Below are 22,659 nucleotides of genomic sequence, written 5' to 3'. Positions count from 1 at the left end.
CCCGGCACCCCTACGGTCGGCGGGCAGCCGCCCCCCGCTCCTCCAGCATCCCCTCCATCAGCGCGATCTCCGACTCCTGCCCCTCCACCATCCCCCGCGCGAGCCGCTTCTCGACCCCGACCTCGCACGCGCTCACACACCCCTGCGCCATGTGGACCCCACCCCTGTGGTGGTCCGTCATGAGCTGGAGGTAGAAGATCTCCGCCTGTTTCCCGTTGAGCGTCCCCAGCCGCTTCATCTCGGCGTTCGTCGCCATCCCCGGCATCAGCGCCCCGTCCTCGCCGGAGGCGCCGTCGCCCATGCCCATCCAGGTCATGGGCGGATCCGCGGACACCTTGGGCAGCTCCCACAGGTCGAGCCAGCCGAGCAGCATGCCCCGCTGGTTGGCCTGCGTCTGGGCGATGTCGTAGGCGAGCCGCCGGACCTCCTCGTCGTCGGTCCGGTCCCGCACGATGTACGACATCTCCACGGCCTGCTGGTGGTGCACGGCCATGTCCCGGGCGAACCCGGCGTCCGCCGAGTCCGCGGCCGGCACGACAGCCGACGACCCCTCGTCCCCGGCCACCGCGTAGGTGATCGCACCGGCCGCGACGAGCGCCGTCAGCGCGGCCCCGGCGATCAGTCCGAACTGCCTCACTCGGTCAGCCCGTTCGTGCACGCGGCCCCGGGCTCGGGCGTCTGCTCGCCCTGGACGAACTTCTCGAGGAACGCGTCCACGGCCGGGTCGTCCGCCCCGGTCACCGTCCGCTGGTGCCCCCAGGCGGTCAGCAGCAGCGGCTCCTTCTGCCCGTCCACGGGGCTCATGAACGTGTACGGCGTCTTCTTCACCTTCGCGGCCAGCGCGTCCACGTCGGCCTTGTCGGCGCCGGCGTTGTACGTCACCCACACGGCACCGTGCTCCAGCGAGTGCACGGCGTTGGTGTTCCTGATCTCGTCGGGGTAGACGTCGCCGTTGCAGTTCATCCACACCGGGTTGTGGTCACCGCCCACCGGGGGAGTGGCGGGGTAGTCCACGGCCTTGGTCACGTGGTCGCGCCCCAGCTCGCCCTCCCAGGCGCGTACACCGTCCTTGTCGGTGACGAACGTGCCCGGGTTCTTGCCGTCGCCCGCCGTGCTGCCGCCGCCGTCGTCCGACTGCGACTGGACGAGCACCACACCACCGACGGCGAGCCCGGCGACGACCGCCACACTGGCGGCGATGACGAGGATCCGGTTGCGGCGCTCGCGGGCCTTCTCGGCGCGGCGCATCTCCTCTATGCGTGCCGTGCGTGCCGCGCTGCTCTTCTTGGCGGAGCCCATGGGCGTGTCCTTCGGGGGAGGCGGGGGACGAACGGATCAGCTGATCGTAATAGGGAGCCGGGGCGAGTCGTAGAGGGCACCGGAATCGGAAACGGCCCGGCTCCCGAACCGAACCCGGCCGGCTCCCCGGCCGAACCCGCACACAACCTCCACACCCCCATAATTTGAACCCGCGATTCGCATTACCTACCCTGCACGGTATGCGGCTCCTGCGCTCCACCGACCTGGCTCTCCGGGTCCTCATGCGCCTCGCCGTGACCGGCGAATCCAATCCCACCACCCGCGACGTGGCGACGGCCATGGACGTGCCGTACACCCATGCCGCCAAGGTCGTCGCCGAGCTCCAGCACAGGGGCCTGCTCACGGCCCGGCGCGGCAGGGGCGGCGGCCTGGGGCTGACGGAGGAGGGCCGCACCGCCTCGGTGGGCGCCCTGGTCCGCGCCTTCGAAGGCGAGGGGGACGTCGTCGACTGCGAGGGCACGGCCGGGTCGGCCCCCTGCCCGCTGAGCTCCGCCTGCCGGCTGCGCGGCGCCCTGCGCCGGGCCCAGGAGGCGTTCTACGCCACGCTCGACCCGATCACGGTCGCGGACATCGTCGCCGACCCGACCGGTCCCCTGCTCCTGGGCATCTCGCCGAGGCCGTAGGACTCCGCGCGGCCACCGCCCGTGACGCACCCGGCCCCCAGCAGGCAAGATGGACACCGAAGCGGTACACCTGTCGTGTGCCAGGTGTTCGACCCGCCGCCGGTCGGCCGATCAAGGTCGGCAACGCGTATGAAACGCTGGTGTGGTGGGATGCCCGTGTGCCCGCTCGGACGCCCGCCCGCCTCCCGCGGCGCGGGCGCGGACAGGCGGCCTGACCGGCAAGGATGGGGAAGCGGAAGATGGACAAGCAGCAGGAGTTCGTGCTCCGGACGTTGGAGGAGCGCGACATCCGGTTCGTGCGCCTGTGGTTCACCGACGTGCTGGGCTTCCTCAAGTCCGTGGCCGTCGCCCCCGCCGAGCTGGAGCAGGCGTTCGACGAGGGGATCGGCTTCGACGGCTCCGCCATCGAGGGCTTCGCCCGGGTGTACGAGTCCGACATGATCGCCAAGCCGGACCCGTCGACGTTCCAGATCCTCCCCTGGCGCGCCGAGGCCCCCGGCACGGCCCGGATGTTCTGCGACATCCTGATGCCGGACGGCTCCCCGTCCTTCGCCGACCCCCGCTACGTCCTCAAGCGCGCCCTCGCCCGCACCTCCGACCTGGGCTTCACCTTCTACACCCACCCGGAGATCGAGTTCTTCCTGCTGAAGGACAAGCCGCTGGACGGCAGCCGCCCGACCCCCGCGGACAACTCCGGCTACTTCGACCACACCCCGCAGAACGTCGGCATGGACTTCCGCCGCCAGGCGATCACCATGCTGGAGTCGATGGGCATCTCGGTGGAGTTCTCCCACCACGAGGGCGCCCCCGGCCAGCAGGAGATCGACCTGCGCTACGCGGACGCGCTCTCCACGGCGGACAACATCATGACGTTCCGCCTGGTCATGAAGCAGGTGGCGCTGGAGCAGGGGGTTCAGGCGACCTTCATGCCCAAGCCCTTCTCCGAGTATCCGGGCTCCGGCATGCACACCCACCTCTCCCTCTTCGAGGGCGACCGCAACGCCTTCTACGAGTCCGGCGCCGAGTACCAGCTCTCCAAGGTCGGCCGTTCCTTCATCGCCGGCCTGCTGCGGCACTCGGCGGAGATCTCCGCGGTCACCAACCAGTGGGTCAACAGCTACAAGCGCATCTGGGGCGGCTCGGAGCGCACCGCCGGCGCCGGCGGCGAGGCTCCGTCCTACATCTGCTGGGGCCACAACAACCGCTCGGCCCTGGTCCGGGTGCCCATGTACAAGCCCGGCAAGACCGGCTCGGCGCGCGTCGAGGTCCGCTCCCTCGACTCCGGTGCCAACCCCTACCTGGCCTACGCCCTGCTCCTCGCGGCCGGCCTGAAGGGCATCGAGGAGGGCTACGAACTCCCGCCGGGCGCCGAGGACGACGTCTGGGCCCTCTCCGACGCGGAGCGCCGCGCGCTCGGCATCGAGCCCCTCCCGCAGAACCTGGGTGAGGCCCTGACCCTGATGCAGCGCAGCGACCTCGCCGCCGAAACCCTCGGCGAGCACGTCTTCGACTTCTTCCTGCGCAACAAGAAGCAGGAGTGGGAGGAGTACCGCTCCGAGGTCACCGCCTTCGAACTGCGCAAGAACCTGCCCGTGCTGTAGGTGCGGAGCGGGTGACCCGCCGACTCGGCGGCAGGGCGGCGTTAGCCTGACGGCGTCTGCTCGTTCCGCCGGGTGAGGAGAGTAAGTGCCCCGTCCGGTCAACTCGGTTGACGTCCGGCCGCGTGTTCCACCGGACCATCCAGGTCGGTCCCCTCTTCTTCGACGAGGCACCGGCGGAGGACGATGTCGTCCAGATCCCCGGGGACGGCTGGCGTCTGTCGTCCAGCGACAACGACTTCTACCCCCTGGTGCGCCTGGAGGTCTGGGACGGACCCGTGGGTGAGCCGACAGGTTCCTGGGACTACGAGCGGATGTTCCGCGCCCGGCTGGGAGAGAGGGTGTACGTCGTCGACCTGGGCGGTGTCGACTACGGCGAGATCGCTGTTCGGCCGGGGCGTTATCGGCTGCGGTTGCTGTGCCGGGGCCGGGATCACGTGGAGGCCCCCCTCGCGCTCGACCCCTTTCCACCGCAGGGGCCCCACGAGGATCCCCTCGAGGAGTGGGTCGTGCAGATGTGGCCCGACGACCGAGACCGGGCGTGAGGCGGGAAGGGGCTTCCGAGGCCCGAACCGCTCGCGGAGGGGATCGGACTTCGAGGACGAGGAAGTGGTGGCCGCTCTGAGCCTGGCGTCCGACGTCGCTGGTCGTTCGGCCGGCTGAGACCGGCGTCGGGGAGATCCGGTGGCGATCCTCGCCGCGGGCGTCTCTCGGTGGTCGCCGTAACGGCAGGTCAGGGCGGCACGGACGCACCCAGGCCGGCGGCCATCGAAACGGACGTCGACATTCCGTAACTGCACGGAGCCTTGCCAGTCGCTCGGGCGTGGCCCTACTGTCGCGACAGGAGCAGAAAGAAAGCGCTTTCTCGCCGATGGGTCCGGCCCACCCCGCCCCCTCTCATCGGTCTTGCTGTCATGCGCATGACAGTTCTGCCCGTGCATGCGTGCCCTCCCCCACCCCCGACTCAGAGAACGAAAGGCGAGGACGAGATGAGACGATCAGTCGCCGTACGGCTCTCCGCATTACTGGCCACGGGAGCCCTCGCGGCCGCGACCGGCGTGGCCATGTCGACGTCCACGGCATCCGCCGCGACCGGCGGCGTCACCGGCTACGCCACCCAGAACGGCGGGACGACCGGCGGTGCGGGCGGCCAGACGGTCCGTGCCACCACCGGTACCGCGATCCACCAGGCCCTGTGCGGCCGGGCCAGCAGTTCGACCCCGATCATCATCCAGGTCGAGGGCACCATCAACCACGGCAACACCACCAAGGTGTCCGGCAGCAGCTGCAACACCGCCGCCGACAAGATCGAGCTGAAACAGATCAGCAACGTCACGATCGTCGGCGTCGGCAGCGGTGCCGTCTTCGACCAACTGGGCATCCACATCCGGGAGTCCAGCAACATCATCATCCAGAACGTGACCGTCAGGAACGTCAAGAAGTCCGGCTCGCCCACGTCGAATGGCGGTGACGCCATCGGCATGGAGAGCGGCGTCCGCAACGTCTGGGTCGACCACACCACGCTGGAGGCGTCCGGGGGTGAGTCCGAGGGCTACGACGGCCTGTTCGACATGAAGGACAACACCCAGTACGTCACCCTGTCCTACAGCATCCTGCGCAACTCCGGCCGCGGCGGCCTCATCGGCTCCAGCGAGAGCGACCGCTCCAACGGCTACGTCACGTTCCACCACAACCTGTACCAGAACATCGACTCCCGTGCGCCCCTGCTGCGCGGCGGCATCGCGCACGTCTACAACAACCACTACAAGAACCTGAACGAGTCCGGGATCAACTCCCGGGCCGGCGCCCGCGCCAAGGTGGACAACAACTACTTCGAGGACTCCAAGGACGTCCTCGGCACCTTCTACACCAGCGAGGCCGGCTACTGGCAGGTCAGCGGCAACATCTTCGACAACGTGACCTGGTCCTCCCGCAGTGGCGACAACAACCCGGCCGGACCGAACCCGACGTCGAACACCTCGGTGAGCATCCCGTACTCCTACACCCTCGACGCGGCCAACTGCGTGCCGAGCGTGGTGAGTCAGACGGCCGGCGCCAACAAGGGCCTGAAGGTCTCGGACGGCAGCTGCACCCCGCAGAACCCGGACCCGACCGACCCCGGTCCGACGGACCCGGACCCGGACCCCACCGACCCGGACCCGACCGACCCGCCCACCGGCACCAACCTCAGCCTCACAGCGGGCGCCGACGGCTCCTCCAAGGCCGACGGCACCAGCTACGGCAACGTCCGTGACGGCAACATGAGCACCTACTGGTCGCCGTCCGGCTCGACCGGCTCGGTCTCGGTCAAGTGGGGCTCCGCCACCACGGTCTCCAAGGCCAACGTCCGTCTGGCCTCCGGCTCGGGCACCATCGGCGCCTACCGCGTCATCAACCACGACACGGGAGCGGTCCTGGCCTCCGGCAGCGGAGCGGGCGCCATCAGCTTTGCCCCGACGTCCCTGAAGAAGATCACCTTCGAGATCACCAGCGCCAACGGCACCCCGAGGATCGCCGAGTTCGAAACCTACGCGAGCTGACGCGTACCGGGGGCCGTCCTGGCGGCGGCCCCCGGTCTCAGCCCGCGGTACGGGCCACGAAACGGCGCACGGAGCCCCGCCGGGCCGCCCCACCGAACCGCGTGCGGCGGCCCGGCGGGGCTCCGTGCGCGGACCCGGCCCTAAGGGGAACCGGAGCGGTCGCGGGCCTCGTCCTTGAGGCTGCGGCCGGAGTCGCGGGCCTGGTCGGTGACCTGGCCGGCCTGGCCGCGGGCCTCGTCCTGGGTGGTTCGGGCCGCCTGCTGGGCGGTGTCCTTCACCTCCGCGGCCGCGCTCTGCGTGGCCTCCTTGGCGCCTTCCTTCAGGTTCTGCGCGGACTCGGTGGCGGCCTGCTTCACCGGTTCCAGCGCCTCGGCGCCGCGCTCCATCAGCTCGGACGCCTTCTGCTGCTCCTTCTCGGAGGCCGGGATCATCGAGGCGGCCAGCAGGCCCACGCCGAAGGCGACCAGGCCGGCGGCGATCGGGTTGCCCTGCGTCCGGCGGCGGGCCATCTCGGGCGTCTGCTGGACGACCTGCCCCGCCTGCTCGGCGGCCTCGCGCGCCGACTCGGCCGCCCGCTCGGTGCCCTCCTGCACCGAGCCGGCCGCGGAACCCGCCGCGGACTGCACCGAACCGGCCGCGGAACCCGCCGCGGACTGCACCGAACCGGATGCCGAGCGGGCAGTGCCGGTCACGCCGTGCGCGGTGTGGGACGCGGTGCCCATGACGCGGTCGCGGACGCCCGACACCGTGCGGCGCATCCTCGCCTTGCGGCGGCGGGCCATGCGGCGCGGGCTGGCCCGGTCGGCGAGCCGGTCCACGTCCGCGGACAGCTGGTTGCGCGTGGCCGCTATCTCGGCCCTCATTTGGTCGGGTGACGTGCCCATTCCGCGTCCTCCTTCAGGGTCTGGACGGTCTGCTCGGGCTTGGGGGAGACGGTGCGCATCTTCGCGCGGCCCTTCTGGTAGAGCACGGCTCCGGCGATTCCCCACAGGGCGGCTACGATCAGGGCGGCCCAGCCCTCGTCCATCACACTGGCCAGGGCGAACATGGCCGCGAGCGACAGGAACAGCAGGACCATGTAGCCGGCGAAGCCGGCTCCGCCGAACATGCCGGCGGCCTTGCCCGCCTTGGTGCCCTCCTCCTTGATCTCGGCCTTGGCCAGCTCCACCTCCTGACGGAAGAGGACCTGGAGGTCCGAGGTCACCTCGGAGAGCAGCTCACCCGTGGACCTCTCCCGCTCCATGGCCGCGGGCTCGGCCGAGCGGGCCCGGGACAGCGGCGACATCGTGGCCATCTCAGGCCTCCGGGTACGGGCGGCCCGGTGTGCCGGCCGGGGCCGAGATCGGGTTCGGCGGTACCGGCGGGGGAGCGACCGGCAGGGCCCGGGGCTCCGGGGCCGCGGTGGTCGGCGCCTGCCCGTTCCCGTCCGCCCGGGACGCCGACTGCGTCACCTTCGCCAGGCGCCCGACGGCCAGTCCGGCCAGCAGCGCGCCGCCGAGGAAGGCGCCGGGGCGGCGGCGGGCGAAGTCCTGGAAATCGGCGGCGAGCCCTTCGACTCCCCGCCGTTCCAGGTAGTCCGCCGCCCGCTGTCCCCTGTCGCCGGCCCGGGCCGCCAGGCTGCGGGCGGGCGAGTCGCTCTCGGCGTGCGCGGCCAGTCCGGAGAAGTCGTTCGCCCAACTCCGCAGCGTGCCGGCCGCCCGCTTCGTCTGCCCGTCCGCCTCGTGGATCGCACGGCCGCGCAGGTCCTCCATGACGGTGCCGGCCTGCTGCCGTGCCTCACCCACGACGTTCCGGGCCTGTTCCGCCGCGGTCCCCGCGACCTGCCCGGCCGACTGTTTGGCCTGTCCGGCCGTCGCGGAGGTCTCCGCCCTGACCTTCTCTCCGGTGTTCCCGGTTCCGGTGCGTACGGACTCACTCATCGGCGACTTCCCCTCATCGGATGTCCACGTACGGCCCGTGCCCGTGCCCCGGTGTGGGACCGGAACGCGCGCGTCGGCACACGCAGGGCCGTTCGTCTCCGTCCGAGTGGCCTTTTGGGATGCTTTGACACGCAATAAGGGGAATTGCCGTGTGATGCCGGGTGAGCGGGCCGGACCGGACAGGACGCGCCCCGTCCGGCGGGGCGCGTCCGGGCTGGGAGTGTGGAAGCGTCGGTCGCGCCCGTCCAGTGGTACACATCCTGTACCATTTCGCTATGGCTTTGAAGCGCACCAATGTCTACGCCGACGACAGCGACCTGCTCCTGATCAAGGAGGCGGCTGCTCGCCTGGGGGTTCCGGAGGCGGAGATAATCCGCGAGGGAATCCACCGCATCGCCTTGGCGCACCGGGTGTGGGACGAGCCGTTCGTGTCCGACGAGGAGACGTTCGACCTCGGCGGCCCCGTGGACAAGGACGACATCCGGTCCGCCGTGACCCACGGCCACGAAGAGCGTGAGCGCCGGAACCGGGGCGACGCGGCGTGATCGCCATCGCCGATACCTCCGGCATCCTCACCCTCTTCAATCGGGCCGACCCGGATCATCACGCGGCCAGAAAGGCCGCGGATCAGTGCGGCTTCCTGGTGGTCAGCCCGCTCGCCCTCACCGAGGTGCATCAGGTGGCCACCAGCCGCGCCGGTCGCGCGGCGGCCGACGGGATCCTCCGCGCACTCATCGAGCGCGTACGGCAGATGCGACTGGTCCTCGCCCCGCCGACGCCTGAGATCATGGATGCCGCGCTGACCGTCCGCGCACGTTACGCGTCCCTGAACCTGGACCTGCTGGACGCGGTCAATGTCGCGCTCGCCGCCGAGTACGGCACGGATGCCGTCCTCACCAGGGACCTCCGGGATTTCCGCGCGCTCCGGCCCGCGGGTGGCGGCTTCTCCTGCTTCCGCATCCTCCCGGACGATCTCTGACCGCCGACGCCGGGGATCTGTCACCCGGCCTGGTCCCCCAGCACCTTGTGCAGCGGCTCCGCCGCCCGCCTGCGGTACTCCTGGATCGCCCAGCCGTTGCCGTCCGGGTCGGTGAAGTACATGAAGGTGGCGCCGTCGGACTCCGCGTACTGGACCGGTTCGGAGACGTCCAGGCCCCGTTCGACCAGTTCCGCGCGGGCCGCCTTGATGTCGGCGACGCAGAGCTGGAGCCCCTGGTAGGAACCGGGGGACGGGGTGGGTCCGGGAGTCGTCTCCCAGAAGCTGTCGCCGAGCGCGATCGAGCAGCCGGAACCCGGCGGGGTGAGCTGGACGATGCGCATGCCCGGCATCACCTCCTCGTCGATGTCGACGTGGAAGCCGACCTTGTCCCGGTAGAAGTCCCTGGACCGGTCGATGTCGCGCACCGACAGCGGGATCACTTCGAGGGTCATGTCCATGAGATTGCGGCTCCTTCGTCGGATACGGCGTCACCGGCGTCGGGGAACCGATACCGGGTCTGGCTGAACGGCTCCCCCTTACCGAAGCCGAACACGGTCCGCGGCGCCACCGAGAACACCAGAGCGTGCCCGGGCCCGTGGTGGAAGTGCCCGTCCCGCACCTCGAAGTGCCAGAAAGCGCCGTACTTCGCCTCCCACGCCGCCGCCAGCCCCCGCAGTCGCGCCTCGTCGGCGATCCGGACGGCCTCGCCCTCCACCACCACGTCGTAGCCCCGGTTCCAGGTGTTGGTGCCGGTGGTCAGCACGACGTGCGGGTTCTCCGCCAGGTTGCGGGCCTTGCGCTCGCCGGGGCCCGTGCAGAAGTGGAGCGCGCCGGCCGACCAGACGGCCGGGAGCGGGGTGACATGGGGGCGGCCGCCGGGACGGACCGTGGAGATCCAGAACAGTTCGGCCTCCGAGATCAGCCGCTCCACCTCCGACCAGGGCGGCGGCGGACCGGCTTCCGGATCGCTGTAGCGCGGGTCGAGGCGGGTCTCGGGGGTGACGCTCATGGGAACTCCCTCACGGGTCGGCCTTTCGTGCCCTCTCCATCAGACCCCGCCCGCGCCCGGAACTCATCGCGGGGCCGGACCCCGCCCCGGCCCCGGACCCTGCCCCGCCCCGGACCCCGGCCACCCGGGGCCGCGGGCCCGTACTCCGGCTAGGCTCATGGCCGTACGACCCTGATCCGAGGCACGAGGGAGGCCGGGGATGACGTCGGCGCCGGGGCGCAGGAGCAGTATCTTCACGCGGCTGCTGCGGCACGGCTTCACCGATCCGTCCGCCGCCGAGCGGCTGCTCGACAGCGACGGGCTGGCGCCGGTGCGCAACGACCCGGTACTGCTGGACGCCCTCGGCCAGACCGCCGACCCCGATCTCGCGCTGCTCGGCCTGGTGCGGATGCTCGAGGCGCAGGAGGGGCCCACCGCCCACCAGGAGCTGCTGGACACCCTGATAGCCGCCAAGCCGCTGCGGGACCGGCTGCTCGGGGTGCTCGGCGCGTCCGAGGCGCTCGCCGACCACCTGGCCCGCCATCCCAGCGACTGGCAGGCCCTGGTCACCTACGAACCGCGCGATCTCCACCCCGGCGTCGAGGAGTTCGAACGCGGTCTCGCCGGCGCCGGCGACCCCGTCGCGCTCCGCGTCGCCTACCGGCGCTGCCTGCTGTCCATCGCCGCCCGTGACGTCTGCGGCACCATCGAGGTCGCCGAGACCGCGGCCGAGCTCGCCGACCTGGCCACCGCCACCCTGCGCGCCGCCCTCGCCCTCGCGCAGGCCGACGCGCCGGAGGACGCCGCCCTGTGCCGGCTCGCGGTGATCGCGATGGGCAAGTGCGGGGGACACGAGCTGAACTACGTCTCCGACGTCGACGTGATCTTCGTGGGCGAGGCGGCGGGCGGGGCCGACGAGGACAAGGCGTTGCGCGCCGCGACCCGGCTGGCCTCGCACCTGATGCGGATCTGCTCCGAGACCACCGTCGAGGGCTCCATCTGGCCCGTCGACGCCAATCTGCGCCCGGAGGGCCGCAACGGGCCGCTGGTGCGCACCCTCGCCTCCCACCTCGCCTACTACCAGCGCTGGGCCAAGACCTGGGAGTTCCAGGCGCTGCTCAAGGCCCGCCCGGTCGCCGGTGACCTCGCGCTCGGCGAGGAGTACGTCGCCGCGGTCCAGCCACTGGTGTGGGGGGCCGCCGAGCGGGAGAACTTCGTCGCCGACGTGCAGAAGATGCGCCGCCGGGTGGTGGAGAACATCCCCGCCGCCGAGATCGACCGCCAGCTCAAGCTCGGCCCCGGCGGCCTGCGGGACGTCGAGTTCGCCGTGCAGCTGCTCCAGCTGGTGCACGGCCGTGCCGACGCCTCCCTGCGCAGCGGCACCACCCTCGACGCGCTCAAGGCCCTCGCCGCCGGCGGCTACGTCGGGCGCGCCGACGCCGCCCAGCTCGACGACGCCTACCGCTTCCTGCGCTCCATGGAGCACCGCATCCAGCTCCACCGGCTGCGGCGCACCCACCTCGTCCCCGAGGGCGAGAGCGATCTGCGCCGGCTGGCCCGCTCCCTGGGCCTGCGCACCGAACCGGTCACCACCCTGACCCGGGAATGGAAGCGTCACGCCTCCGTCGTACGGCGGCTGCACGAGAAGCTGTTCTACCGGCCGCTGCTCGACGCCGTCGCCGCGCTCGCCCCCGGGGAGGCCCGGCTCAGCGCCGAGGCGGCCCGGGAACGCATGGTGGCCCTCGGGTACGCCGACCCGGCCGCCGCGCTGCGTCACCTGGAGGCGCTGGCGTCCGGCGTCACCCGCAAGGCCGCCATCCAGCGCACCCTGCTGCCCGTGCTGCTCGGCTGGTTCGCCGACTCCGCCGACCCGGACGCCGGTCTGCTGAACTTCCGCAAGGTCTCCGACGCGCTCGGCAAGACCCCCTGGTATCTGCGGCTGCTGCGCGACGAGGGCGCCGCCGCCGAGAACCTGGCCCGGGTGCTCTCCGCCGGGCGGCTCGCCCCCGACCTGCTGATGCGCGCCCCCGAGGCGGTGGCGCTGCTCGGCGACGGCGACGGCGGGGGGCTCACCCCTCGCTCCCGCGCCCTGCTGGAGCAGGAGGTGCTCGCCGCCGTCCGCCGCGCCGACAACGCCACCCAGGGCGTCACCGCTGCCCGCGGGGTGCGCCGCCGTGAACTGTTCCGCGTGTCCGCCGCCGACATCGTCGGCTCCTACGGCACCGAGTCCCAGCCCGCCGAGGCCGACCAGGGCGCCCTGGTGGACCTGGTGGGCGGCGCGGTCTCCGACCTGACGGCCGCCACCCTCGCCGGCACGCTGCGCGCGGTGGTCCGGGAGGGCTGGGGGGACACGCTCCCCACCCGGTTCGCGATCATCGGCATGGGCCGCTTCGGCGGGCACGAGCTGGGCTACGGCTCCGACGCCGACGTCCTGTTCGTCCACGAACCGCGCGAGGGCGCCGACGAGCGGGAGGCGGCCGAGGCCGCGAACAAGGTCGTCGCCGAGATGCGCAGGCTGCTCCAGGTGTCCAGCGCCGACCCGCCGCTGCTGATCGACGCCGACCTGCGCCCGGAGGGCAAGTCCGGCCCGCTGGTGCGCACCCTGAAGTCCTACGAGGCGTACTACCGGCGCTGGTCGCTGGTGTGGGAGCGGCACGCGCTGCTGCGCGCCGAACCCGTCGCCGGGGACGAGGAGCTGGGCCGCCGCTTCACCGAACTGATCGACCCGCTGCGCTATCCGGCCGAGGGTCTCGGCGAGGAGGCCGTGCGGGAGATCCGGCGGCTGAAGGCCCGTATGGAGTCCGAGCGGCTGCCGCGCGGCACGGACCCCAAGCTGCACGCCAAGCTCGGCCCGGGCGGTCTGTCCGACGTGGAGTGGACCGTGCAGCTGCTCCAGCTGCGGCACGGGGCGCGGGAGCCGGGCCTGCGCACCACCCGCACGCGGGAGGCGCTGGCCGCCGCCCGCACGGCCGGGATGATCTCCGAGGAGGACGCCGGCATCCTCGACGAGGCGTGGGTGCTGGCCACCCGGGTGCGCAACGCCGTGATGCTGGTGCGGGGCCGCGCGGGGGACACCTTCCCGACCGCGCCGCGGGAACTGGGCGCCGTGGGCCGCTACCTGGGTTACGGCCCCGGTCACGCGGGCGACATGCTCGACGCGTACCGGCGCACGGCACGACGGGCACGCGGTGTGGTGGAGGAGCTGTTCTACGGGGGGGCGTAGCGCCCCGGGGCGGTCATCCCCGCACCGGCACCCGGATTCAGCCCTGCTTCGGCACCCGAATCCGCTGCGGTGCCTCCGGGACTTCCGGGGAGTTCGAGGCGTCCGGGGACTTCGACGCGCCCGGGGCCGGGGCCTCCGCGGCCCACGGGACGTCCGGAGCCCGCTTCTTCCGCGCGGGCCCGGCCACCTGCCGGGGCAGGGCGTACGGCAGACGGCCGTACCAGAGCAGCGCGATCCCGTAGCCGACGGCCAGGCAGACCACCCCGCCCACCGCGTCCAGCCAGAAGTGGTTGGCGGTGGCGACGATGACGACCAGGGTGGCGACCGGGTAGACCAGGCCCAGCACCCGTGCCCACGGGACGGTGGCCACCGCGAAGATCGTCAGACCGGCCCAGAGCGACCAGCCGATGTGCATCGACGGCATCGCGGCGTACTGGTTGGACATGTTCTTCAGATCGCCGGAGGCCATCGACCCCCAGGTCTGGTGGACCAGCACGGTGTCGATGAAATCCTGGCCGTTCATCAGCCGGGGCGGGGCCAGCGGATACAGGTAGTAGCCGACCAGGGCGAAGCCGGTCGTGGTGAACAGCACCAGTCTGGTCGCCGCGTACCGGCCGGGATGACTACGGTAGAGCCACACCAGGACACCCAGCGTCACCACGAAGTGCAAGGTGGCGTAGTAGTAGTTCATGCCGACGATGAGCCAGGTCACCGAGTTGACGGCGTGGTTGACGGACTCCTCGAAGGCCAGGCCCAGTTGCCGCTCGAACTGCCAGATCCAGTCGGCGTTGCGCAGGGCCTCGGCCCGCTGCTCGGGCACCGCGTTGCGGATCAGTGAGTACGTCCAGTAACTCACCGCGATCAGCATGATCTCGAACCACAGCCGCGGCCGTCGGGGGGTGCGCGCACGGAGCAGCCCCCGCCGCCCCGACGCCTCGTCCGCGACGGGGTGCGCTATGGCCTCTTCCTGGCCTTCGAGCGTGGTCACGGTCGGGTCACCCATGGGCACAGATTCTGCCAGAGAAGACGTCCCCCACCGATCATCCCTCGGTCGGGCAGGACCCGCATCTTCTCCGCCCTAAGGACGATTCCGGTCCCCAGGGGCCGAAGCGGTCGAACCGCGCACCACCAGTTCCGGCATGAACACGAACTCGCTGTGCGGCGCGGGCGTCCCGCCGATCTCCTCCAGCAGCGTGCGCACCGCGGCCTGGCCCATCGCCGGGACCGGCTTGCGGACCGTGGTCAGCGGCGGGTCGGTGAAGGCGATCAGCGGGGAGTCGTCGAAACCGACCACCGAGATGTCCTTCGGCACGTCCAGACCCCGCTGCCGGGCCGCCCGTATGGCACCCAGCGCCATCATGTCGCTCGCGCACACCACCGCCGTGCAGTCGCGGTCCATCAGCGCGGTGGCCGCGGCCTGGCCGCCCTCCAGGGTGTACAGCGAGTGCTGGACCAGCTCCGTCTCCACGGTCTCGGCCGTCAGGCCCAGTTGCTCCTGCACGGCGCGCACGAAGCCCTCTATCTTGCGCTGCACCGGAACGAACCGCTTCGGCCCGAGCGCCAGTCCGATCCGGGTGTGTCCGAGGGAGGCGAGGTGGGTGACGGCGAGCGCCATCGCCGCCCGGTCGTCGGGGGAGATGAACGGCGCCTGCACCTTCGGCGAGAAACCGTCCACGAGGACGAACGGCACGCCCTGCGCCCGCAGTCGCTCGTAGCGCTGCATGTCGGCGGTGGTGTCGGCGTGCAGCCCGGAGACGTAGATGATGCCGGCCACCCCGCGGTCCACGAGCATCTCGGTGAGCTCGTCCTCCGTCGACCCGCCCGGCGTCTGGGTGGCGAGCACCGGCGTGTAGCCCTGGCGGGTCAGCGCCTGCCCGATCACCTGGGCCAGTGCCGGGAAGATCGGGTTCTCCAGTTCGGGGGTGATCAGCCCGACGAGGCCCTCGCTGCGCTGCCGCAGCCGGACCGGGCGCTCGTAGCCCAGCACGTCGAGGGCGGCGAGCACGGACTGGCGGGTGGTGGCGGCGACGCCCGGCTTCCCGTTCAGGACCCGGCTGACGGTCGCCTCGCTCACCCCCGCCTGAGCAGCGATATCAGCAAGCCGTGTGGTCACAGGACCGGACTGTAGCTGCCTGTTCCCGCCTTGCCCACCGATCGGGCGCCTGGTGCGCGCCGTGGGACGGCCCGTCGCGGGCTGCTGGGTCATCGCGATCCCTCAAGTCGTGGTCGGGGTCCGGTCCGCCATGTCGTGGCCGGCGACCGGTCCGCAAGGGATGATTCCCCCGGCGGCAACGGATGGCAAGTGCTTGCAGAGTCTTGCACAACAGTCCGAACCCCTGCCGTACGGGCGGAAACCCGTGTCGCGTGACGGTCGAGAACAGGTCACGGCGGCATAACCATCCACCCCGCTTGCAAAACTTTTCTGCAAGGTCTTTCGGAAACGTTCCGGCGCTGTTACGTTCACGTCGCCCGGCGGCTCCATCGGCGCAGTCGGCACGATTCGCAGGACGGCAGACGGGGCCGCTCTTGCACTCACGGGCTTTAACCCTCAAGGAGAACCTCATGCGGCGTGGCATAGCGGCCACCGCGCTGGTGGCGTCCCTCGCCCTCGCGGCGACGGCCTGCGGCGGAGACAGCGACAGCGGCGACAAGGCCGGCGGCCCGGTCACCATCACCTGGTGGGACACCTCCAACGCGACCAACGAGGCGCCGACCTACCAGGCCCTGGTCAAGGAGTTCGAGGCCGCCAACAAGGACATCAAGGTCAAGTTCGTCAACGTCCCCTTCGACCAGGCGCAGAACAAGTTCGACACCGCCGCCGGTTCCAAGGGTGCCCCCGACGTGCTGCGCTCCGAGGTCGGCTGGACGCCCGCCTTCGCCAAGAAGGGCTTCTTCCTGCCGCTGGACGGCACCGAGGCCCTCGCCGAGCAGGACAAGTTCAAGTCCAACCTGCTCGAGCAGGCCAAGTACGAGGGCAAGACCTACGGCGTCCCCTTCACCACGGACACCCTCGCCTTCGTCTACAACAAGGCGCTGTTCGCGAAGGCCGGCGTCGAGGCCCCCAAGACGTGGGACGACCTGAAGAAGGCCGCCGCCACCATCAAGGACAAGACCGGCGTCGACGGCTACTGGGGCTCCACCCAGGGCTACTACGCCCAGCCGTACCTGTACGGCGAGGGCACCGACATGGTCGACGCCGACGCCAAGAAGATCACCGTCAAGTCGCCCGAGGCCGAGAAGGCCTACGGCACCTGGCTGAGCCTCTTCGAGGGCAAGGGCCTGCACAAGGCCGACGTGACCGCCGACGCCTACGCCCACATCCAGGACGCGTTCGTCAACGGCAAGGTCGCCTCGATCATCCAGGGCCCGTGGGAGATCACGAACTTCTACAAGGGCACGGCCTTCACGGACAAGAACAACCTCGGCATCGCCACCGTCCCGGCCGGCTCCGCCGGCAAGGCGGGCGCCCCCACCGGCGGCCACAACCTCTCGGTCTACGCCGGCTCCACGAAGGAGAAGCAGGAGGCCGCGCTGAAGTTCGTGAAGTTCATGACCTCGGCCAAGGCGCAGGAGACCATCGCGCTGAAGAACTCCACGCTGCCCACGCGTGACGACGCCTACACCGACCAGGTCAAGGCCGACCCGGGCATCGCCGGCTACCAGACGGTCCTCTCCGCCGCCCAGCCGCGCCCGGCCCTGCCCGAGTACAGCTCCCTGTGGGGCCCGATGGACACCGAGCTGCCGCAGATCGCCGGCGGCAAGGAGTCCCTGGACAAGGGCCTGAGCGACGCCGAGGCCGCGATCACCAAGCTGGTGCCGGACTTCAGCAAGTAACGCCCGTGTGGCCGCCGGATCCGCTTCCAGGAGGGGAGGGTCCGGCGGCCACCGGCCTGTGTGCCGTCCCCCTTGATCATCCAGAAGGTGCCGAACCATGACAGTCGCCATCGACCGCGCGACCGGCAAGCGCCGCGGTGACCGCGCGCCCCGCCCCGGGCCGGTCAGCCGCCTGAAGCGCGGATACCAGAAGTACTGGTACGCCTACGCCATGATCACGCCGGTGGCGCTGGTGCTCGGCGTCATCGTGCTGTACCCCCTCGCCTACGGCTTCTACCTCACGCTCACCGACGCCGACAGCCTCAACTCGGCCCGCACCATCGGCGTCAACGAGATCGAGGCCACCTACAAGTTCATCGGTATCGACAACTACGCCGACATCCTGTGGGGCGAGACGGCCTACGACCGCTTCTGGTCCAAGTTCCTCTGGACGATCGTGTGGACGGCCGCCTGCGTCACCCTGCACTACGGCATCGGCCTCGGCCTGGCCCTGCTGCTCAACCAGAAGCTGCGCGGCCGCACCCTCTACCGGCTGGTCCTCATCCTGCCGTGGGCCGTGCCGACCTTCGTCACCGTCTTCGGCTGGCGCTTCATGCTCGCCGACGCCGGCATCATCAACTCCGGACTGGACTTCCTCGGCCTGCCGACCCCGGCCTGGCTGGAGGACACCTTCTGGCAGCGGTTCTCCGCCATCATGGTCAACACCTGGTGCGGTGTGCCCTTCATGATGATCTCCCTGCTCGGCGGACTGCAGTCCATCGACGCCAGCCTGTACGAGGCGGCCGAGATGGACGGCGCGACCGCCTGGCAGCGCTTCCGCCACGTCACCCTGCCCGGCCTGCGCTCGGTCAGCTCCACCGTGGTCCTGCTCGGCGTCATCTGGACCTTCAACCAGTTCGCCGTGATCTTCCTGCTGTTCGGCAACACCGCGCCGGACGCGCAGATCCTCGTGACCTGGGCCTACTACCTCGGCTTCGGACAGCAGCCGCGCGAGTTCGCCGAGTCGGCGGCCTACGGCATGCTGCTGCTCGCCATCCTGGTCGTCTTCACCTCCTTCTACCGCCGCTGGCTGAACCGCAATGAGCAGCAGCTCGCGATCTGAGGCAGGAGTCCCCATGAGCACCTCTACCGTCACCACCCCTGCTCCGGCGGACCGGCCTGCCGACGACAAGCCCCCGGCCGGCAGGTCCCGCCGGCGCGGCGAGGCGAGCCCGCTCGCCAAGCTCACCTCGCACGGCGTCCTCACCGTGGCCAGCCTGATCGCGCTGTTCCCGGTCGCCTGGCTGGTCTTCCTGTCCCTCGGCCCCGACCCGGACGACTACCTGCGTCCCGGTGCCATCTGGGGCAAGATGACACTGGACAACTACACACACGTCCTGCAGAACACGAACTTCTTCGACTGGCTGAAGAGCTCGCTGATCGTCTCGCTCGGCACGACGGTCATCGGCGTCTTCGTCGCCGCCACCACCGGTTACGCGGTCTCCCGGATGCGCTTCCCGGGGTACAGGAAGTTCATGTGGGTGCTCCTGCTCACCCAGATGTTCCCGGTGGCCGTCCTGATGGTCCCGATGTACCAGATCCTCTCGGACCTGCGGCTCATCGACACCTACTTCGGCCTGATCCTCGTCTACTGCTCGACGGCGGTGCCGTACTGCGCCTGGCTGATGAAGGGCTACTTCGACACCATCCCGTTCGAGATCGACGAGGCGGGACGCGTGGACGGGCTGACCCCCATCGGCACCTTCCTGCGGCTGATCCTGCCGCTCGCCAAGCCCGGACTCGCGGTCGCCGCGTTCTACAGCTTCATCACCGCGTTCGGCGAGGTCGCCTTCGCCACGACGTTCATGCTCGACGACGAGAAGTACACCCTCGCCGTCGGTCTGCAGAGCTTCGTCAGCGAGCACGACGCACAGCGCAACCTCATGGCCGCCACCGCGGTCCTGATCGCGATCCCGGTCTCCGCGTTCTTCTACCTCGTGCAGAAGAACCTGGTCACCGGCCTCACGGCCGGCGGCACGAAGGGCTGACCCCCTTCGGGCAACGACTCCCGCGCGCCTGACTCGCGCGGGCAGGCGGCCGCGGTGCCCCCCCCGCTCTCGGCTTCGCTCGAGCGGGGGGACCCCCAGACCCCGCTGTCACCGCGGCCGCCTCGTCTTCCGCCCAACCGCCGCCGACCCCCACTCGCTTCCCCGACCGCACTCGTATCAAGGACGACATGAGCCAGCAGCACTCCGCCGCCCCGGCCCCGACCCCCACGACCGACGCGGCCGTCGCCACCGTCGCACGGCGCCGCGACTGGTGGCGGGACGCGGTGATCTACCAGGTGTACCCGCGCAGCTTCGCCGACAGCAACGGCGACGGCATGGGCGACCTGGAAGGCATCCGCGCCCGCCTCCCGTACCTGCGCGACCTCGGCGTGGACGCCGTGTGGCTCAGCCCCTTCTACGCCTCCCCGCAGGCCGACGCCGGCTACGACGTCGCCGACTACCGCGCCGTCGACCCGATGTTCGGCACCCTGCTCGACGCGGACGCGCTCATCCGCGACGCCCACGGACTGGGCCTGCGGATCATCGTCGACCTGGTGCCCAACCACTCCTCCGACCAGCACGAGTGGTTCAAGCGCGCCCTCGCCGAGGGCCCCGGCTCGCCCTCGCGCGACCGCTACCACTTCCGCCCCGGCAAGGGGGAGAACGGCGAACTGCCGCCCAACGACTGGGAGTCGATCTTCGGCGGCCCGGCCTGGACCCGCGTCACCGAGCCCGACGGCACCCCGGGCGAGTGGTACCTGCACCTCTTCGCGCCCGAGCAGCCGGACTTCAACTGGGAGCACCCTGCCGTCGGTGACGAGTTCCGCTCCATCCTGCGGTTCTGGCTGGACATGGGCGTGGACGGCTTCCGCATCGACGTCGCCCACGGCATGGTGAAGGCCGAGGGCCTGCCGGACCTGGGAAACCACGAGCAGCTCAAGCTGCTGGGCAACGATGTCATGCCGTTCTTCGACCAGGACGGTGTGCACGACATCTACCGGCAGTGGCGGCTGATCCTCGACGAGTACAGCGGCGAGCGCATTTTCGTCGCCGAGGCGTGGACCCCGACCGTCGAGCGCACCGCCAACTACGTGCGCCCCGACGAGCTGCACCAGGCGTTCAACTTCCAGTACCTGGGCACGCACTGGGACGCCGAGGAGCTGCGCGCCGTCATCGACCGCACGCTGGACGCCATGCGTCCGGTCGGCGCTCCCGCCACCTGGGTGCTGTCCAACCACGACGTCACCCGGCACGCCACCCGCTTCGGCAACCCGCCCGGCCTCGGCACCCAGATCCGGCTGGCCGGCGACCGTGAGCTGGGCCTGCGGCGGGCCCGCGCGGCGACCCTGCTGATGCTGGCGCTGCCCGGTTCGGCCTACGTCTACCAGGGCGAGGAGCTCGGCCTGCCCGACGTCGTCGACCTCCCCGACGAGGTGCGTCAGGACCCGGCGTACTTCCGGGGCGCGGGCCAGGACGGCTACCGCGACGGCTGCCGGGTGCCGATCCCGTGGACCCGCGAGGGCTCGTCGTACGGCTTCGGTGACGGCGGCAGCTGGCTGCCGCAGCCGGAGGGCTGGGGCGAGCTGAGCGTCGAGGCGCAGACCGGCGCGCCCGGCTCGACCCTGGAGCTGTACCGCAGCGCGCTCGCGGTGCGCCGGGACCAGGCCGACCTCGGAGCGGGTGACGCGGTGGAGTGGCTGCCGGCCCCGGAAGGCGTCCTGGCCTTCCGCCGCGGTGACGTCGTCTGCGTCGCGAACACCACGGGCGAGCCGGTGAGCGTGCCCTCGTACGGCCGGGTGCTGATCTCCAACGGTGAGGTCGCCGAAACCGGCGCCGAGGCGAAGGTCCCCGGGGACACCACCGTGTGGTGGACCGCGGGCTGACGTTCGCCCGTCCCGGAACTTTTTTCATTGAAGTTGGTACGGCCCGCTGCCCTTTCGGGTGGCGGGCCTCTAACATCTGCGTTGCCGCAAGGTTGCTGAAGGTTTCTGCAAGAAGCTTCAGGCGACTCCGGCGGCTTCCCCACACCCTTCGATGAAGAAGGAACCCCACATGGCACGCAGAACCCTCGCCGTGGCCACCGCACTCGCGGCAGCCGCGGTTGTCATGACCCCGACCGGGGCGCAGGCCTCCCCGCCGGGCAGCAAGGACGTCACCGCCGTCCTCTTCGAGTGGAACTTCGCCTCGATAGCCCGCGAGTGCACCACCACCCTGGGCCCCGCGGGCTACGGATACGTCCAGGTCTCCCCGCCCGCCGAGCACATACAGGGCTCGCAGTGGTGGACCTCGTACCAGCCCGTGAGCTACAAGATCGCCGGGCGGCTCGGCGACCGGACCGCCTTCAAGAACATGGTCGACACGTGTCACGCGGCCGGCGTGAAGGTCGTCGCCGACACGGTCATCAACCACATGTCCGCCGGCAACGGCACCGGCACCGGCGGCTCGCCGTACACGAAGTACAACTACCCCGGCCTCTACTCCTCGTACGACTTCGACAACTGCACCTCGCAGATCACCAATTACGGCGACCGCGGCAACGTCCAGAACTGCGAACTGGTCGGCCTCGCCGACCTCGACACCGGCGAGGACTACGTCCGCGGAGCCATCGCCCGGTACATGAACGACCTGCTCTCCCTCGGCGTGGACGGCTTCCGCATCGACGCGGCCAAGCACATGCCCGCCGCCGACCTCGCCGACATCAAGTCCCGCCTGACCAACCCGGGCGCGTACTGGAAGCAGGAGGTCATCTTCGGCGCGGGCGAGGCCGTGCAGCCCACCGAGTACACGGGCAACGGCGACGTCCAGGAGTTCCGCTACGCCTACGACCTCAAGCGGGTCTTCACCAACGAGAACCTCGCCTACCTGAAGAACTACGGCGAGGGCTGGGGCTACATGAACAGCTCCGTCTCCGGCGTCTTCGTCGACAACCACGACACGGAGCGCAACGGCAGCACGCTGTCCTACAAGGACAACGCCACCTACACCCTGGCCAACGTCTTCATGCTGGCCTGGCCCTACGGCGCCCCGGACATCAACTCCGGCTACGAGTTCTCCGACCACGACGCCGGACCGCCGAACGGCGGTCAGGTGAACGCCTGCTGGCAAAGCGGCTGGAAGTGCCAGCACAACTGGCCGGAGATCAAGTCCATGGTGGCCTTCCGCAACGCCACCCGCGGACAGGCGGTCACCAACTGGTGGGACAACGGGGGCGACGCGATCGCCTTCGGCCGGGGCAGCAAGGGCTTCGTGGCCATCAACCACGAGTCCGGCTCCCTCACCCGCACCTACCAGACGTCCCTCCCGGCGGGCACGTACTGCAACGTGCAGAACAACACCCCCGTCACGGTGAACGGTTCGGGACAGCTGACCGCAACCCTGGGCGCCCACACCGCCCTCGCGGTGTACGCCGGCAAGTCCGGCTGCTGAACGCGCGCCGGTCGCGCCGCCGTTCACCGGCGGCGGCGCGGCCGGCGTCACCGGTGCAATTCCTTACCGTTACTTTCAGAGCCCTTGCTGTAAAGCTTTCAACGGCGATACCGTCACGCCGACGCTCCGGTGACGTGGCCGAAACAGGCCGTGCCGTGGCGTGGGGTCGGACCCAATGAGCC

General features: G+C 70.6%; 21 protein-coding genes. 12 read left to right on the top strand and 9 right to left on the bottom strand.

The genetic code is table 11. The features are described from left to right. Nucleotides 1–10: 10 nt before the first annotated feature. Entirely contained in the window at nt 11–637 is a 627-nt protein-coding gene (locus ACZ6A9_RS06685; protein ID WP_468979643.1) for a DUF305 domain-containing protein, read from the bottom strand. Beyond that, nucleotides 634–1,299: a DUF3105 domain-containing protein gene (locus ACZ6A9_RS06680; RefSeq protein ID WP_468979641.1), complete on the bottom strand. Its 666-nt coding sequence runs from the start codon at nt 1,297–1,299 to the stop codon at nt 634–636. Before ACZ6A9_RS06680 ends, ACZ6A9_RS06685 begins: the two co-directional genes overlap by 4 nt. A gap of 200 nt (nt 1,300–1,499) precedes the next feature. Between ACZ6A9_RS06680 and ACZ6A9_RS06675 the strand changes: the two genes are divergently transcribed. From ACZ6A9_RS06675 to ACZ6A9_RS06660, 4 genes are all read left to right on the top strand, one after another. Next, entirely contained in the window at nt 1,500–1,943 is a 444-nt protein-coding gene (locus ACZ6A9_RS06675; RefSeq protein ID WP_468979638.1) for an RrF2 family transcriptional regulator, read from the top strand. A 239-nt stretch (nt 1,944–2,182) separates the two neighbouring features. Continuing rightward, the gene (locus ACZ6A9_RS06670; protein ID WP_468979636.1) at nt 2,183–3,544 is read left to right on the top strand and encodes a glutamine synthetase family protein; all 1,362 of its coding nucleotides are present in this window, start codon (nt 2,183–2,185) and stop codon (nt 3,542–3,544) included. A gap of 122 nt (nt 3,545–3,666) precedes the next feature. Then, nucleotides 3,667–4,086, top strand: a complete 420-nt coding sequence (locus ACZ6A9_RS06665; RefSeq protein ID WP_468979633.1) for a hypothetical protein — start codon at nt 3,667–3,669, stop codon at nt 4,084–4,086. Nucleotides 4,087–4,530: 444 nt separating this feature from the next. Continuing rightward, nucleotides 4,531–6,081, top strand: a complete 1,551-nt coding sequence (locus ACZ6A9_RS06660) for a pectate lyase family protein (protein WP_468979631.1) — start codon at nt 4,531–4,533, stop codon at nt 6,079–6,081. A gap of 140 nt (nt 6,082–6,221) precedes the next feature. On the opposite strand, the gene ACZ6A9_RS06655 is transcribed toward ACZ6A9_RS06660, so the two are convergent. The 3 genes from ACZ6A9_RS06655 to ACZ6A9_RS06645 are packed head-to-tail and all read right to left on the bottom strand — an operon-like array spanning nt 6,222 to nt 8,000. Beyond that, entirely contained in the window at nt 6,222–6,965 is a 744-nt protein-coding gene (locus tag ACZ6A9_RS06655; RefSeq protein WP_468979627.1) for a DUF3618 domain-containing protein, read from the bottom strand. Then, on the bottom strand, nt 6,941–7,375 hold the full coding sequence (locus ACZ6A9_RS06650) for a phage holin family protein (RefSeq protein ID WP_468979625.1): 435 nt from the start codon (nt 7,373–7,375) through the stop codon (nt 6,941–6,943). The genes ACZ6A9_RS06655 and ACZ6A9_RS06650 overlap by 25 nt, the downstream gene beginning before the upstream one ends. Nucleotide 7,376: 1 nt before the next feature. Continuing rightward, on the bottom strand, nt 7,377–8,000 hold the full coding sequence (locus tag ACZ6A9_RS06645) for a hypothetical protein (protein ID WP_468979620.1): 624 nt from the start codon (nt 7,998–8,000) through the stop codon (nt 7,377–7,379). 275 nt (nt 8,001–8,275) lie between these two features. Here ACZ6A9_RS06645 and ACZ6A9_RS06640 point away from each other — a divergent pair, with 275 nt between their 5' ends. Beyond that, nucleotides 8,276–8,545, top strand: coding sequence for a hypothetical protein (locus tag ACZ6A9_RS06640; protein ID WP_468979617.1), 270 nt, complete (start codon nt 8,276–8,278; stop codon nt 8,543–8,545). Continuing rightward, nucleotides 8,542–8,979, top strand: coding sequence for a type II toxin-antitoxin system VapC family toxin (locus ACZ6A9_RS06635; RefSeq protein ID WP_468979614.1), 438 nt, complete (start codon nt 8,542–8,544; stop codon nt 8,977–8,979). The genes ACZ6A9_RS06640 and ACZ6A9_RS06635 overlap by 4 nt, the downstream gene beginning before the upstream one ends. 20 nt (nt 8,980–8,999) lie before the next feature. Here the strand turns inward: ACZ6A9_RS06635 and ACZ6A9_RS06630 are convergent, their stop codons facing one another. Together ACZ6A9_RS06630 and ACZ6A9_RS06625 are read right to left on the bottom strand one after the other, a co-directional pair. After that, a complete protein-coding gene (locus ACZ6A9_RS06630) occupies nt 9,000–9,437 on the bottom strand; it encodes a VOC family protein (RefSeq protein ID WP_468979611.1) in 438 nt (145 codons plus the stop codon). Further along, on the bottom strand, nt 9,428–9,988 hold the full coding sequence (locus ACZ6A9_RS06625; RefSeq protein WP_468979607.1) for a pyridoxamine 5'-phosphate oxidase family protein: 561 nt from the start codon (nt 9,986–9,988) through the stop codon (nt 9,428–9,430). The genes ACZ6A9_RS06630 and ACZ6A9_RS06625 overlap by 10 nt, the downstream gene beginning before the upstream one ends. 199 nt (nt 9,989–10,187) lie before the next feature. Here ACZ6A9_RS06625 and ACZ6A9_RS06620 point away from each other — a divergent pair, with 199 nt between their 5' ends. Then, the gene (locus ACZ6A9_RS06620; protein ID WP_468979602.1) at nt 10,188–13,190 is read left to right on the top strand and encodes a bifunctional [glutamine synthetase] adenylyltransferase/[glutamine synthetase]-adenylyl-L-tyrosine phosphorylase; all 3,003 of its coding nucleotides are present in this window, start codon (nt 10,188–10,190) and stop codon (nt 13,188–13,190) included. A gap of 37 nt (nt 13,191–13,227) precedes the next feature. On the opposite strand, the gene ACZ6A9_RS06615 is transcribed toward ACZ6A9_RS06620, so the two are convergent. Further along, nucleotides 13,228–14,193 carry a phosphatase PAP2 family protein gene (locus ACZ6A9_RS06615; RefSeq protein ID WP_468979599.1) on the bottom strand — a complete coding sequence of 322 codons (966 nt, stop codon included), beginning with the start codon at nt 14,191–14,193 and terminating at the stop codon, nt 13,228–13,230. A gap of 75 nt (nt 14,194–14,268) precedes the next feature. Then, nucleotides 14,269–15,303, bottom strand: a complete 1,035-nt coding sequence (locus tag ACZ6A9_RS06610) for a LacI family DNA-binding transcriptional regulator (RefSeq protein WP_189595768.1) — start codon at nt 15,301–15,303, stop codon at nt 14,269–14,271. A gap of 449 nt (nt 15,304–15,752) precedes the next feature. On the opposite strand from ACZ6A9_RS06610, the gene ACZ6A9_RS06605 reads away from it, so the two are divergent. From ACZ6A9_RS06605 to ACZ6A9_RS06585, 5 genes are all read left to right on the top strand, one after another. Then, complete coding sequence (locus ACZ6A9_RS06605; protein ID WP_468979590.1) at nt 15,753–17,024, top strand: extracellular solute-binding protein; 1,272 nt, start codon at nt 15,753–15,755, stop codon at nt 17,022–17,024. Between the two features lie 97 nt (nt 17,025–17,121). Continuing rightward, complete coding sequence (locus ACZ6A9_RS06600) at nt 17,122–18,126, top strand: carbohydrate ABC transporter permease (protein WP_468979585.1); 1,005 nt, start codon at nt 17,122–17,124, stop codon at nt 18,124–18,126. Between the two features lie 13 nt (nt 18,127–18,139). After that, the gene (locus ACZ6A9_RS06595; protein ID WP_468979578.1) at nt 18,140–19,051 is read left to right on the top strand and encodes a sugar ABC transporter permease; all 912 of its coding nucleotides are present in this window, start codon (nt 18,140–18,142) and stop codon (nt 19,049–19,051) included. A gap of 188 nt (nt 19,052–19,239) precedes the next feature. Next, nucleotides 19,240–20,934, top strand: a complete 1,695-nt coding sequence (locus ACZ6A9_RS06590; protein WP_468979572.1) for a glycoside hydrolase family 13 protein — start codon at nt 19,240–19,242, stop codon at nt 20,932–20,934. Between the two features lie 169 nt (nt 20,935–21,103). Further along, a complete protein-coding gene (locus tag ACZ6A9_RS06585; protein WP_468979567.1) occupies nt 21,104–22,477 on the top strand; it encodes an alpha-amylase in 1,374 nt (457 codons plus the stop codon). Nucleotides 22,478–22,659 lie beyond the last annotated feature (182 nt).

The organism is Streptomyces sp. NPDC041124 (genome assembly GCF_055592385.1).
This window is presented reverse-complemented; position numbering and strand designations above follow the sequence as displayed.